The organism is Actinoplanes couchii (assembly GCF_016862075.1).
Lineage (GTDB): Bacteria > Actinomycetota > Actinomycetes > Mycobacteriales > Micromonosporaceae > Actinoplanes > Actinoplanes couchii.
This window is the reverse complement of the sequence record NZ_BOMG01000097.1, coordinates 102,715-114,420: the sequence shown is the minus strand read 5'-3', so window position 1 is coordinate 114,420 and position 11,706 is coordinate 102,715. Positions and strand designations below refer to the sequence as shown.

The following is an 11,706-nucleotide window of genomic DNA, read 5'->3' as shown; positions in this document are numbered from 1 at the left end:
ACGTCCCCGGAGTCCAGCATAGAAAGCCCCATCAATGCCCCGGAAGTGGTCGACGACCCACATCGTCGGCGTACGCGGTGACCGCGCGCCCGTACAGCGGCAACGTGGCCGCCAGAGCACGCAAGGCGACCCGTAGCGCCTCGTCGGGACGGCCCGCGTCGTGCAGCGCCAGGGCCAGGAACGCCCGCGCGGCATCACCGGTCACCGGATCCGGTTCCAGCCCGGCCAGCATCTCGACGGCCTCGGCCGCCCGGCCCACGTTACGCAGCGAACTGCCGAGCTGGATGATCGCTTGCGGTCGGCGCGGCGGTTGCAGCCCGGCGGCCAGAGCCTGCTCGTACAGCGGGATCGCCTCGGCCTCACGCCCCAGGAAGTCGTGCACCGACGCCCACTCGTAGAGGCCGTCCGCGTCGTCACGCTCGGCGGCGAGCGCACGCATCCGTTCCAGCGCATCCTCGGGAGCAGCGGGGGAGGCGGTGGCCCAGAACTGCGCGACGCGCTGCTCCCATGAAGGCGAGCCGGTCACGGGCGGATGCCGTTCAGGGCCAGGGTCGTCAGGCGGATCGCCTCGGGGCCGTCCTGGGTGGCCAGTGACACCGCGTTGACCAGGGTCAACAGGTCGATGATGGCGACGTCGGCGCGGATCTCGCCGGCCTGCTGGGCCCGGCGCAGCAGGGCGCCGCCAGCGTCGGACAGCATCGTCTCGCAGCCGCTGGGGGCCGGCGGGGCGAGCAGGGACGCGGCCAGCCCGCGGGTGGTCGCGCCGTACTCGGCGACCGCGCGCAGCCAGTCGGCCAGCGACAACTCGGCGGCCTGCGCACACAGGACCTCGACGCGGTCGTGGAAGACCGCTTCCAGTAGCGCCTGGCGGGTGGGGAAGTGCCGGTGCAGGGTCGCCGAGCCGACGCCGGCGTCCCGGGCGATCTTCTCCAGGGACGCGTCGGCGCCGGTGACCGCGACCTCGGCGGACGCGGCGGCCAGGATCCGCTCGTAGTTGCGGCGTGCGTCCGATCGCATGGCCGGAATCGTAGCCGGTTGACAAACGGGGTGCCACTCCGGTTAGTGTTCCGGCATGAAACGGGGGACCACCCCGATTCAGGGAAGAGCAGGAAAAATGGGAGGTAGAACCATGAGCGTGGTGCTGATCACCGGAGCGAGCACCGGGTTCGGCCGGGCGACCGCCGAGGCCCTCGCGAGCCGCGGCCACCAGGTCTTCGCCGGCATCCGTGACATCCACGGCCGCAACGAAAAGGCCAAAACCGATCTCACTGCTCTGGGCGTACGGGTGATCGAACTCGACGTCACCGACCAGCAGTCGGCCGATCGCGCGATCACCGAACTGCTCGCCGAGGCGGGGCGTCTCGACATCGTCGTCAACAACGCCGGCGGGATCTTCGTCGGCCCGGTCGAGGCGTTCACCGCCGAGCAGGTCCAGCAGCAGTTCGACGTCAACACCCTCGGCGCGGTACGGGTCAACCGCGCCGCCCTGCCCCACCTGCGCGCCCAGGGCAGCGGCGCTCTGATCCAGATCGGGTCGATCGCCGCCCGGGTGACCACCCCGTTCGCCGGGCTGTACGCGGCGAGCAAAGCCGCCCTGGCCGCGCTGACCGAGGCGTGGCACGACGAGCTGGCGCCGTTCGGGGTGGAGTCGGTGATCCTGGACGCCGCGTCGTACCCGACCAACATCGGCAACAACGCCACCTTCGCGCAGGCCGAACCCTATGCGGAGGCGTTCGGCGCTTACGTGGCCGGAGTCTCCGCGCAGACCCCCGGCGACCCGGCCGAGGTCACCGACGCCCTGGTCGCACTGGTGGAGACGCCGGCCGGGCAGCGTCCGCGGCGCACCGTGGTCGCCCCGGCCCCGCAGTTCGAGGCGATCACCGTGCTCAACCGTACGGCCGCGGAAGTCGCAGTGGCCTTCAAAACCGCCACCGGGATCAAGTGAGGAACAGGACCACCGCCACCACCAGGGCGAACGCCACGATCGTCCAGCGCAGCACCTCCGACGGCAGCCGCCGCGCCAGTCGCGCCCCGAGATAGCCGCCGACGATCGTCGCCGGGGCCAGCACCGCCACGACCGCCCAGTTCACCGGCCCGAACACGCTGTACAGCAGCACCGTCGTCGCGCCGACCAGGGCGGAGAAGACGTTCTTCAGCGCGCTGATCCGCCGCAACGGCTCATCCAGAACCAGAGCAAGAGCGGCCATCAGCAGTACGCCCATCGCGGCGTTGAAGTAGCCGCCGTACAGCCCGCAGCAGAAGACCGCGACCTGCAGCAGGATCCCGTCCTTTCCGGGCCTCGGGTTTCCGGCCAGGGCTTTCAGTTTGTTCTGGAACGCCATCATCGCCGCCGCGAGCAGTAGCAGAAACGGCACGACCAGGTCGAAAACCGACTTGGGCAGCAACAGCAGCAGACTGCTTCCGCACAGGGTGCCGGCGACCGCGGCCGGGATCATGCGGATCAGCCGTTTGCCCTGTCCGACCAGGTCAGGGCGGCTGCCGAGGGCCCCGGCAGCGTAGCCGGGCGCCACCGACAGGGCGTTGCTGACGTTGGCGGCGACTCCCGGCAGACCGATCCCGACCAGCAGTGGAAAGGTGATCAGGGAGCCGCCGCCGGCGATCGAATTGACGGTGCCGGCGATCAGGCCACCGCCCAGTAACAGGACGGCCTCGGTGGGTGTCATCGGTGATTCGCGCCCTTTCGGCGGAGGGGGGTCATGCGGATCGGGTAAGGCTGCATGAGAATGAGTCGCAACAAACGCTTCATCGAATCTGAGAGGACTTCTCCTTGAGCGCTGGACTCGCAGCCTTGCTGGACGACGTGGCGGTTCTGGCGCGGGCCGCTGCGGCGTCGCTCGACGACGTCGGGATGGCAGCAGCCAAAGCCGGTTCCAAGGCAGCCGGTGTGGTCATCGACGATGCGGCCGTCACCCCGCAGTACGTGCGAGGGCTCGCGGCCGAACGTGAACTGCCGATCGTCAAACGCATCGCCCTGGGCTCGTTGCGGAACAAGTTCCTGATCATTCTGCCGATCATTCTGCTGCTCAGCCAGTTCCTGCCCTGGGCGCTGACACCGCTGCTGATGCTCGGCGGCGCGTACCTGTGTTACGAGGGCGCGGAGAAGGTGTGGGCCAAGGTCTCCGGCCACGGCGCGCACGAGGAGAAACAGGCCCAGCCGGACGAGAAGACCCTGGTGTCCGGCGCGATCCGGACCGACCTGATCCTGTCCGCCGAGATCATGGTGATCTCGCTGAACGACGTCACCGACCAGCCCTTCCTGAACCGGCTGATCATCCTGTGCATCGTGGCGGTGGCGATGACCGTGCTGGTGTACGGGGCGGTCGGCCTGATCGTGAAGATGGACGACGTCGGCCTGCGCCTGGCCGAAGGCGACAACAAGGGGGTCGCGAGTTTCGGGCGTGGCCTGGTCAAGGCGATGCCCAAGGTGCTGACCGTGCTGACCGTCGTGGGGACCGCGGCGATGCTGTGGGTCGGCGGTCACATCCTGCTCGTCGGGGTGGATGAGCTCGGATGGCACACCCTGTACGGGGCGGTGCACCACCTGGAAGAGGCGGCACACGACGCCACCGGGCCGTTGGGTGGTCTGGTGGGGTGGCTGGTCAACACGGTGCTCAGCGCTATCGCCGGGTTGATCGTCGGGGCGCTGATCGTGGTGTTCATGACGTTCACCTTCCACCGCAAGTCACACGCCGCATCGTCGTCTGCGTCGGATTCGCCCGCCGGGACTGCCGCTCCCGCTTCGTCGGCGCCTTCCGAGTCGCCGGCGTCTCCTGCTTCACCCGCGGCGTCTTCGTCGCCGGCGTCTGCTTCGCCGTCCGCACCCTCCTCGACCTCTTCGACGTCCCCGACGTCCTCGTCGGCCGAGGAGCCGGAGACCAAGTAGTTCCGCGGGAACGGCCCCGGAACCGACGTCGTCGGTTCCGGGGCCGTTTTCTTTCCGGAAGGGGTCTTCCGGTTGTTCTGTCAGCGGGATTCTGCGGGGATCAGATGCCGGGTGAAAAAACGTACCTGGCTGTCCAGTTCGTGCTCCGGGATCCGATCGGCGTGCTTCCCCGGGTTCGCGTGCAACGTCTTGTCCGCCGAACCCAGCGCCTCGAACAGGGCCAGGCTCTGCTCCCGCGGAATCCACTCGTCGTCCCACTGGATCAGGAACTCGACAGGCACGGTGATCCGCGCCGCGACCTCGGCGTTGGCCACGGCCCCGGCGAGCCCGAACACCGCGGCGCGGACCCGGGAGTCGGCGGCCACGAACGGAATCCCGAGCCCACAGCCCAGCGACACACCCCAGTAGCCGACCGGCCCGGCACCGATCCGCGCCTGCACGTCGTCGACGACGGCCTGCCACTCGGGAACGGTCTGCTCAGCGGCGAGAGCCTGGAACCGGGCAAGATCCTCAACGGTACGAACCGTCTCGGCGATCTGATTCAGCCGCTCGTCAGGAGTCCGGTCCCCGTGGTTCGGAACATCCGCCGACACGACGGCGAAGCCCGCGGCCACGAACCGCTCAGCCCGGTGAAGAACGGCGGGATGCTGCTTGTGCTGCCCACCACCATGACCGACAAAGATCAGCGGAGGCGTAGCGGAGACGTCGGGAGTCCACAGAACAGCGGAAACGTCACCGACCGAGAAATTCTGCATGGAGAGGCCTTTCGAGGGTGCCTTTGCGGGCGCTCCCTCAGGCCATGCGGGGGAGGAAGTCGTCCCGACCGATAACAGCGTTGATCGGACTCACCTCCTCAGGCAGCAGGCCATGCACGGCAGCTAGAAGTTATCACAGCAACCAGAGACCGGGCCGCCCGTGATCGGCCCGGGACACGTGTCATTTCAGTCGTGCGGAATCACTGGATCAGCTGGACCGCGACGTCGTCGTGGCTGCCGTAGGCTTCCGGCACCCGCGTGACGATCAGAGCCTTCATCGTCCTTGCCTCATGCAGCACCTGTGCTGTCATCAACGGCCCGATCAGGGCCTTGTGGACCGGATGATTCTGGATCCGGGGCGCCGCGATCTCACCGACGTCGAGCGCATCCTCATCGGTGAGAGGAAGGGCGCGGAGGCCGGGAAAGCCCAGAACGTGACGCCAGAGACGCCGATCGAGGCACATGGCGGCCTGCGCTTCGGCTATTGCCAGCGCCGGCGCCACACACAACGATTTCTCCTCCTCGCTGGCGTCCAGCAGTCTCATCATCATCGGATGGCCGGAGAAGATCTCGACCATGGCGGAGGCGTCGAGGATCCGTGGGCCGGGTGGTGCTGGTCTCATGCCGCGTGCCGCTCCTGCAGCCGGGCGTTGGTCTCTCTGAGTGTTGTCTCGCCGCGTTCCATCCAGTCCTGGAAAGCGCGCTCCTGATCCTCGGTGAATTCGGGCTCGGGGAGTCCGAGCAGGGCGGCCAGCTGCTGACTGGGCCGGAGTTGCGGCTTCTCAGCCTCATCGGTCATGGGACTAGGGTAGTGATAATCGCCCGGAACAAAAGGCGGCGACCACGTCGATCGAGTGATGTCATGGGTCAGGACCTGCGGATTGATTTTCGTGGTTCAGTCTGACGGGTGATCTCGATCGATGGCCGGGGCGGGAGCCGGGCGCCAGGATCGGCGCAGCAGGTGAATGTAGGCGGCCGGCAGGCCCAGGATCGCGAATACCAGGATGCCGGCGCCCGGCACGTAACGGGCCGACTGGGCCACCACGACCGTGACCAGGATCAGGGCGGCGGCACCGACAACCAGGCGGGCCGGGGTGACCGCATCCCAGAGCATGCTGGTCCAGCGCGCCCGGGAACAGGCGGCCGCCACCAGCGACGGCACGGCCAAGGCCACACCGACCGCCACGATCGGCAGACCGTCGGCCGGGATCACCAGCACGTCATGACCGGCGATCATGCCCACGATCGCGGCGGCGGACACCCACCCGACCGCCCACACCAGCGTCATCGTCAGGGCGGCGGTGATCCCGACCGCGTCCTCGCCGTCCGTCCCGGTCCGTAGGAAGAATCCACCGCAGGCGGCGATCAGCGACGGAACGATCAGGACCGCACCGAGCATGATCGGATACATGATGCCGGGGTCCGCCTCGTTACGCCCGGCGTGGATCACCGGCGGCGATATGGCGGCCAGCGGAACCGCGACCACCCCGACCACCGCGTGATGAACGAGCAGCCCACCGGTGACCAGCCAGCCGTCCTTGACGTTCGCGTCGCGCCGCCGTGCTCGCGGGGTGTGCAGCACCGCACCGATCAGCAGCCAGGCGACACTCAACAGCAGAATCAGATAGCCGTCGCCACGCAGCAGGTCACGAAGGGAACTCCACGGTTCCCCACCGTCCGCAAGCCGGACCCCGGCGATCGCCGCAATGATTCCCCCGGCAACAGCAACCAAGGAGATCAGAATGTGCATGGCCGGTTTCCCGGGCGCGTCACTGGTCCGCTGGGGCGGCACGTAGGAATCGTCGAACTCGGGGAGCGACGGTGTCCACGCGGGCGGTTGTGCTGTGGGCTCGGGGAACGAGTGTCGCATCCGCCGATGGTAACTGCCGTGTGTTCCGGGACCATGCTCGCTTACTCGCGGCCTCAGAACACCTTGTCGATCAGTTGACGGAGATGACCGAGACGTCATGGCCGCCGTAGGCCTCGGGCACCTTGGTCACGATGGAACCGTTCATCATGATGGCCTCGTGGAGAACCTGCGCGGTCATCAAAGGGTTGATCAGGGATTCGTAGACGGGGTGATAGATGGTTCTCGGTGCGGCGATCATCCCGATCTCCAGGGCGTTGTGATCGGTCACCGGAATGGTGTGAACTCCCGGCAACGCCAGAATCGGGGCCCAATGGGAGGCTGGTGCTCCCATGACGGCCTGCGCGCCCGACATCGCATTGGCGGGTAGGGCCCCCACCAGGTAGCCGTCATGGATCTGGTCCAGCAACTCCATCAGTAGCCGGTTGCCGGCGAAGATCTCGACCACGGCGGACGTGTCGAAGATCCGGACCACGGTGGTGCGATTCCTCATGCGGCGTGACGGCGCTCGCGGCGGGCGATGATGGCTCGCACTTCGTCGTCGGCGCGGTCCAGTTTCTCCTGGAACGCTCGTTGTTCCTCCGCCGTCAACGGCTTCGGCTCGGGGAAACCGAGCAATGCGGCCAATTGCTGACTGGGACGGAGCTTCGGTTTGATTGATTCTTCGGTCACGGGACAAGGGTAGGAAGTCTGCACCGGCCGGGAAAGCGGCGACTCATTCTTTCGGGTGATGGCGTGGGTCAGGACCAGGGGATTGATTCCCATAGTTCAGGCTGGCGGGTGATCTGGATCAGGCGGCGTTCCAGGGTGCGGAATTCCGGGCCCCTTATCGACGCGCCCCACAGCGGTGCGCTGGACACCCCGTCGGCGGCCGCGGTCACCAGGGTCATCACGTCCACCGGGAGGCCGTCGGCGTACAACTCGGCGTTCAGCTGGTCGGTGTCGGCGGCCACCAGCTCGGCCACCTCGGGGATCGTGGTCAGCAGGGCCAGCAGGGCGATCGACTGGCGGGCGGCCACCTCGTCGTCCAGGGGTGCGAGCAGGGCCCGGACATAGGCTCGGGTCAGCCGGCCCGGGTCGTTGTCGGTGGGGTCGAGGCGGTTCTCGATGTCGGTGCGGAACGCTTCCAGAAGGGTGCGGACCAGTTCCCGGATCAGGTCGTCCTTGCTGGCGAAATGGTAGAGCAGTCCGCCTTTGGACACTCCGGCGTGCCGGGCTATGTCGTCGAGGCTGGCGTTGACGCCGCGCGCGCGGATGACGTCACCGGCCGCGTCCAGGACCGCCCGCCGGGTGTCCGCGGGTGATCGCCCGGCCGTCCTGCCCATCGACATCAACCCTTTCAAAGATCAACACCATTATCGTGTACGCCCACCCCGGGGAACGAGGCACCCGGCGCTGACGGAGAACGGCAAGGCCGAAGCGGAAAGAGAGGGAGGTGCAGGGGTCGCCACCCCGCGGAATGTGGAGACGGGCCGGGACCGGCGTGCAGGTCGTGGTGTGGAACGCTTCACGACCTGCACGCCGTGGTGGGTGCAGGTCAGTGGGCGGACGGAACGGTCTCCGGGGCGGGTTCCCTGGACGGGATCAGACGCCAGGCGACCAGGGCCGCCACGGCGGTGAAACCGGCCGCCACCAGGGATGTCGTCTGCATGGCGCCGACGAACGACTGGCGGGCCATGTCGGCCAGGGCCGGGTCCAGGACCTGCAGGGCCGAGCCCAGGGAGTCGGTGGCCGCCGCCCGGTCCGCTTCGGACAGGGACGCCGGCAGGTCCAGGCCGGAGCGGTACGTCGCGGTCAGCAGGGAGCCCAGCACCGCGATACCGAGGACCACGCCCAGCTCGTTGGCGGTCTCGGTCACCGCCGAGACCGAGCCGGCCTTGCGGGGTGGTGCCGCCGAGATCACCGCGTCGCCGGCCAGGGTCATCGCCAGGCCCACGCCGAGTCCGACGGGGATCAGGCACAGCGCCATCCACCCGTACGACGAAAGGTTTGCGGCGGGGGCGACCAGCGCCAGGCCCGCGGCCGCGATCGCGAGGGAGACGGCGATCGCGCGGCCCCGGCCCAGCCGGATGGCGACGCCGACCAGGGCCACCACGACGATGCTGGCGATGGTAGCGGGCAGTTCGGCGAGGCCGGCCTGCAGCGGGCTGAACCCACGGGCGAACTGCAGGTACTGGGAGAAGAAGAACAGCAGGCCGACCAGGGCGAAGATGGAGATCAGGTTGGCCAGGACGGCGCCGGAGAAGGCGGGGTTGCGGAACAGATCGACGTCGATCATCGGGTTGGCCAGGCGGCGCTGGCGGCGCACGAACAGGATCCCGGCGACGATGCCGACGGCCAGCATCGGGCTCAGCTCGCCGTGCACCAGGTGTTTGATCGCGTAGACGATCGGGGCGACGGTGAGCAGCGACAGGGCGGCGGACGGGAAGTCGAACGGGCCCGGGTTCGGGTCGCGGGACTCGGGCAGCAGGAAGATCCCGGCGATCACCACGGCGATCATGACGGGCACGTTGATCAGGAAGACCGAGCCCCACCAGAAGTGCTCGAGCAGGAAGCCGCCGATCATCGGGCCGGCCGCGGAGCCGGCGCCGAACGCGGCGGACCAGACAGCGATGGCGCGGGTGCGTTCGGCCGGGTCGGTGAAGATGTTGCGGATCAGCGACAGGGTGGACGGCAGCAGGGTGGCGCCGGCGACGCCGAGCAGCAGGCGGGCGGCGATCAGCTGGTCGGCGCTGGCGGCGAACGCGGCCAGCAGTGACACCAGGCCGAACGCGACCGACCCGATCAGCAGCACACGTTTGCGGCCGAACCGGTCGGCGAGGTTGCCGGCCAGGGCGAGCAGCCCGGCCAGGGCCAGGGAGTAGATGTCGCCTATCCAGAGGATCTGTTCGGCGGTGGGGCGCAGGCTCTCGGTCAGCGACGGCACCGCCAGAGCAAGGACGGTGCCGTCGATCGACAGCAGCAGGACCGCGGCGGACAGCACGCCCAGGGCGGCCCAGCGGCGGGAGGCGGTGATCGGCATGCTGGTTACTGTACCGACCAGACGGTACAGTTTGTCAGCCTCCGGAGACCGTTCTCACAGGTAGTAGACTCGACGGCGATGATCAGCAGCCCGCCCGTGCCGCCCGGAGTGATGCGTCACCCGGGCACCAACGGGTGGCTGTCGTCCTGGGGCACCAACGCGCACGGCGAGATCGCCGGCTGCCCGCCCGGGCGCGCACGGACACCGTCCGTTCCGCTTCTACCCCGGGATCATCATGTCTTCTTCCACTCTTCTGCGCCGTGAGGACGTCAGCGGTGCGCTGCTCGTGGTCACCGCGTTCGTCGCCGTGCTCTGGGCCAACTCGCCGTGGGCCGGCGGTTATCAGGCACTGCGGGACTACGCGTGGGTCGCCGACGCCCTGCTCGCGGTGTTCTTCTTCGTCGTCGGCAACGAACTCAAACAGCAGTTCACCCACGGGGACCTGCGGCATCCCCGGCGGGCCGTGCTGCCGATCGTCGCGGCGTGCACCGGCGCCGTCGTACCGGCAATCGTCTTCGCACTGATCACTGCCGGCCACGGGCCGGCCGTGACCGGGTGGGGCATCCCGATGGCCACCGACATCGCCTTCGCCGTGGCGGTGCTCGCCGTGGTGGGCCGCGGCCTACCGGCCGCGCTGCGGACCTTCCTGCTGACCCTGGCGATCGTCGACGACCTGATCGCGATCGTGGTGATCGCCGTGTTCTACGCCGCCGGCCTGTCCTGGGCGCCCCTGCTCGGCGCGATCGCCGGACTGATCGTCTTCGGTCTGCTGCAGCGCCGCCGCCGCACCTTGCCGCTGCTGATCCCGCTCGCCGTGCTGATCTGGTACCTGGTGCACGCCGCCGGGATCCACGCCACCGTCGCCGGGGCCGCGATGGGCCTGCTGATGCGCACCCGGCCGCTGCCCGGCGAGACCGGCGACCCCAGCCACCGCGCCGAACACCTGCTGCGGCCGTGGACCACCGCCGTGGTGCTGCCGGTCTTCGCGCTGACCTCGGCCGGTGTCGCCTTCGACGGGATGGCCGGGCTGGTCACCGAACCCGCCGCGATCGGTGTCTTCCTCGGCCTGGTCGCCGGCAAGACGATCGGGATCACCGGCGGGGCGTGGCTGACCACCCGGCTGACCCGCGCCGAGCTGCATCCCGACCTGGGCTGGCCGGACATCACCGGGATGGCGACGCTGGCCGGGATCGGTTTCACCGTGTCGCTGCTGATCGCCGCACTGTCCTACCCGGACCAGCCGGGCCTGCTGGAACACGCCAAGGGCGCGATCCTGATCGCGTCGGTGACCGCCGCGGTGCTCGGCGGGATCATCTTGAGGTGGCGGGGATCTCGCCGAAACCGGGCAGCACCCGCTGGGTGACGGTCCGGGTCGCGGCCAGCTGGGCGGCCGACCGGCGCCGGCGTTCGGCCAGCACCGCGACCAGGAACAGCCACGGCGGGGTGCCCGGCGGCGGCTCCGGCGACACCTTCGCCGCGACCTCGGAGAACAAACCCTGACCGAGCATCGTGCGGTACGGCTCGACCAGCTGATGCGACCGGGCGGCGAACTGGCGCACCGCCTCGGCCAGCTCGTCGTCGATCGCCGACAGATCCGCGGTGGACGCCCAGTCGGCCAGCCCGACCGGCATGCCGGGCACCAGGTTCCACGGCACCGGGCGGCGCTCGTGCACCACCAGGGTGCCGGCCGCCAGGTCACCGAGCCGCCGGCCACGCCGCGACGCCAGCATGGTGGTCAGGCTGCCGGCCCAGGTCAGCAACGGCATCAGCAGGCCGGGCCACTCCACGGCCAGGCCGATCAGGGCGCGGGTGAACGCGTGCCGGGCCCGGATCGGGCCGCCGTCCTCCCGGATCACCCGCAGACCCATCACCGCTTTGCCGAGGCTACGGCCGTTGGTGAGGGTCTCCATCACCGTCGGGTAGCCGACCACCACGATCGCGATCACGATCAGCCGGACGGTCTCCGGCAGGATCAGGGTGCTGTACTCGAACGGCAGCAGCTGCAGGATCACGAAGTACAGCAGGTACAGGAAACCGCCGACCATGACCTGGATGGCGATGTCGACCATCAGGGCCAGCGCGCGGGATCCGAGGCGGGCCGGGCGCACGTCGATCTCGACGGCTTCAGCGGTAGTGAGCACCCGCCTAGGATGCCAGG

General features: G+C 68.9%; 15 protein-coding genes. 3 read left to right on the top strand and 12 right to left on the bottom strand.

Annotated elements, in window-relative coordinates:
• Positions 1-31 precede the first annotated feature (31 nt).
• Together Aco03nite_RS39360 and Aco03nite_RS39355 are read right to left on the bottom strand one after the other, a co-directional pair.
• The gene (locus Aco03nite_RS39360) at positions 32-526 is read right to left on the bottom strand and encodes a tetratricopeptide repeat protein (RefSeq protein WP_203805690.1); all 495 of its coding nucleotides are present in this window, start codon (positions 524-526) and stop codon (positions 32-34) included.
• Positions 523-1,017 (bottom strand): TetR/AcrR family transcriptional regulator, encoded by a 495-nt coding sequence (locus Aco03nite_RS39355; RefSeq protein ID WP_203805688.1) that lies wholly within the window; start codon positions 1,015-1,017, stop codon positions 523-525. Before Aco03nite_RS39355 ends, Aco03nite_RS39360 begins: the two co-directional genes overlap by 4 nt.
• 112 nt (positions 1,018-1,129) lie before the next feature.
• Between Aco03nite_RS39355 and Aco03nite_RS39350 the strand changes: the two genes are divergently transcribed.
• Complete coding sequence (locus Aco03nite_RS39350; protein ID WP_203805686.1) at positions 1,130-1,945, top strand: SDR family NAD(P)-dependent oxidoreductase; 816 nt, start codon at positions 1,130-1,132, stop codon at positions 1,943-1,945.
• Here Aco03nite_RS39350 and Aco03nite_RS39345 read toward each other — a convergent pair.
• Entirely contained in the window at positions 1,938-2,684 is a 747-nt protein-coding gene (locus tag Aco03nite_RS39345; RefSeq protein ID WP_203805683.1) for a sulfite exporter TauE/SafE family protein, read from the bottom strand. The genes Aco03nite_RS39350 and Aco03nite_RS39345 overlap by 8 nt on opposite strands.
• Before the next feature lie 104 nt (positions 2,685-2,788).
• On the opposite strand from Aco03nite_RS39345, the gene Aco03nite_RS39340 reads away from it, so the two are divergent.
• The gene (locus tag Aco03nite_RS39340) at positions 2,789-3,904 is read left to right on the top strand and encodes a DUF808 domain-containing protein (protein WP_203805681.1); all 1,116 of its coding nucleotides are present in this window, start codon (positions 2,789-2,791) and stop codon (positions 3,902-3,904) included.
• Between the two features lie 80 nt (positions 3,905-3,984).
• Here the strand turns inward: Aco03nite_RS39340 and Aco03nite_RS39335 are convergent, their stop codons facing one another.
• The 8 genes from Aco03nite_RS39335 to Aco03nite_RS39300 form a co-directional block, all read right to left on the bottom strand.
• The gene (locus Aco03nite_RS39335) at positions 3,985-4,659 is read right to left on the bottom strand and encodes a dienelactone hydrolase family protein (RefSeq protein ID WP_203805679.1); all 675 of its coding nucleotides are present in this window, start codon (positions 4,657-4,659) and stop codon (positions 3,985-3,987) included.
• Positions 4,660-4,859: 200 nt separating this feature from the next.
• Complete coding sequence (locus tag Aco03nite_RS39330) at positions 4,860-5,237, bottom strand: hypothetical protein (RefSeq protein WP_239145808.1); 378 nt, start codon at positions 5,235-5,237, stop codon at positions 4,860-4,862.
• A 41-nt stretch (positions 5,238-5,278) separates the two neighbouring features.
• Positions 5,279-5,458 (bottom strand): hypothetical protein, encoded by a 180-nt coding sequence (locus tag Aco03nite_RS39325; RefSeq protein ID WP_203805675.1) that lies wholly within the window; start codon positions 5,456-5,458, stop codon positions 5,279-5,281.
• Between the two features lie 96 nt (positions 5,459-5,554).
• A complete protein-coding gene (locus Aco03nite_RS39320) occupies positions 5,555-6,529 on the bottom strand; it encodes a hypothetical protein (protein ID WP_203805673.1) in 975 nt (324 codons plus the stop codon).
• A gap of 70 nt (positions 6,530-6,599) precedes the next feature.
• On the bottom strand, positions 6,600-7,001 hold the full coding sequence (locus Aco03nite_RS39315; RefSeq protein ID WP_203805671.1) for a hypothetical protein: 402 nt from the start codon (positions 6,999-7,001) through the stop codon (positions 6,600-6,602).
• Between the two features lie 14 nt (positions 7,002-7,015).
• Entirely contained in the window at positions 7,016-7,198 is a 183-nt protein-coding gene (locus Aco03nite_RS39310; RefSeq protein ID WP_203805669.1) for a hypothetical protein, read from the bottom strand.
• A gap of 68 nt (positions 7,199-7,266) precedes the next feature.
• Positions 7,267-7,851, bottom strand: coding sequence for a TetR/AcrR family transcriptional regulator (locus Aco03nite_RS39305; protein ID WP_203805667.1), 585 nt, complete (start codon positions 7,849-7,851; stop codon positions 7,267-7,269).
• 212 nt (positions 7,852-8,063) lie between these two features.
• On the bottom strand, positions 8,064-9,548 hold the full coding sequence (locus Aco03nite_RS39300; RefSeq protein WP_203805665.1) for an MFS transporter: 1,485 nt from the start codon (positions 9,546-9,548) through the stop codon (positions 8,064-8,066).
• Positions 9,549-9,783: 235 nt separating this feature from the next.
• Here Aco03nite_RS39300 and nhaA point away from each other — a divergent pair, with 235 nt between their 5' ends.
• The gene (gene nhaA / locus Aco03nite_RS39295) at positions 9,784-10,911 is read left to right on the top strand and encodes a Na+/H+ antiporter NhaA (RefSeq protein ID WP_203805663.1); all 1,128 of its coding nucleotides are present in this window, start codon (positions 9,784-9,786) and stop codon (positions 10,909-10,911) included.
• On the opposite strand, the gene Aco03nite_RS39290 is transcribed toward nhaA, so the two are convergent.
• A complete protein-coding gene (locus Aco03nite_RS39290) occupies positions 10,859-11,689 on the bottom strand; it encodes an RDD family protein (protein WP_239145807.1) in 831 nt (276 codons plus the stop codon). The genes nhaA and Aco03nite_RS39290 overlap by 53 nt on opposite strands.
• Between the last annotated feature and the right edge of the window lie 17 nt (positions 11,690-11,706).

What these genes read in the sequence shown, in the direction of transcription:
- Aco03nite_RS39355 (WP_203805688.1), bottom strand. Translation starts at nt 1,017, where the DNA reads ATGCGATCGGACGCACGCCGCAACTACGAGCGGATCCTGGCCGCCGCG.
- Aco03nite_RS39350 (WP_203805686.1), top strand. Translation starts at nt 1,130, where the DNA reads ATGAGCGTGGTGCTGATCACCGGAGCGAGCACCGGGTTCGGCCGGGCG.
- Aco03nite_RS39345 (WP_203805683.1), bottom strand. Translation starts at nt 2,684, where the DNA reads ATGACACCCACCGAGGCCGTCCTGTTACTGGGCGGTGGCCTGATCGCC.
- Aco03nite_RS39335 (WP_203805679.1), bottom strand. Translation starts at nt 4,659, where the DNA reads ATGCAGAATTTCTCGGTCGGTGACGTTTCCGCTGTTCTGTGGACTCCC.
- Aco03nite_RS39330 (WP_239145808.1), bottom strand. Translation starts at nt 5,237, where the DNA reads ATGGTCGAGATCTTCTCCGGCCATCCGATGATGATGAGACTGCTGGAC.
- Aco03nite_RS39325 (WP_203805675.1), bottom strand. Translation starts at nt 5,458, where the DNA reads ATGACCGATGAGGCTGAGAAGCCGCAACTCCGGCCCAGTCAGCAGCTG.
- Aco03nite_RS39320 (WP_203805673.1), bottom strand. Translation starts at nt 6,529, where the DNA reads ATGCGACACTCGTTCCCCGAGCCCACAGCACAACCGCCCGCGTGGACA.
- Aco03nite_RS39305 (WP_203805667.1), bottom strand. Translation starts at nt 7,851, where the DNA reads ATGGGCAGGACGGCCGGGCGATCACCCGCGGACACCCGGCGGGCGGTC.
- Aco03nite_RS39300 (WP_203805665.1), bottom strand. Translation starts at nt 9,548, where the DNA reads ATGCCGATCACCGCCTCCCGCCGCTGGGCCGCCCTGGGCGTGCTGTCC.
- nhaA (WP_203805663.1), top strand. Translation starts at nt 9,784, where the DNA reads ATGTCTTCTTCCACTCTTCTGCGCCGTGAGGACGTCAGCGGTGCGCTG.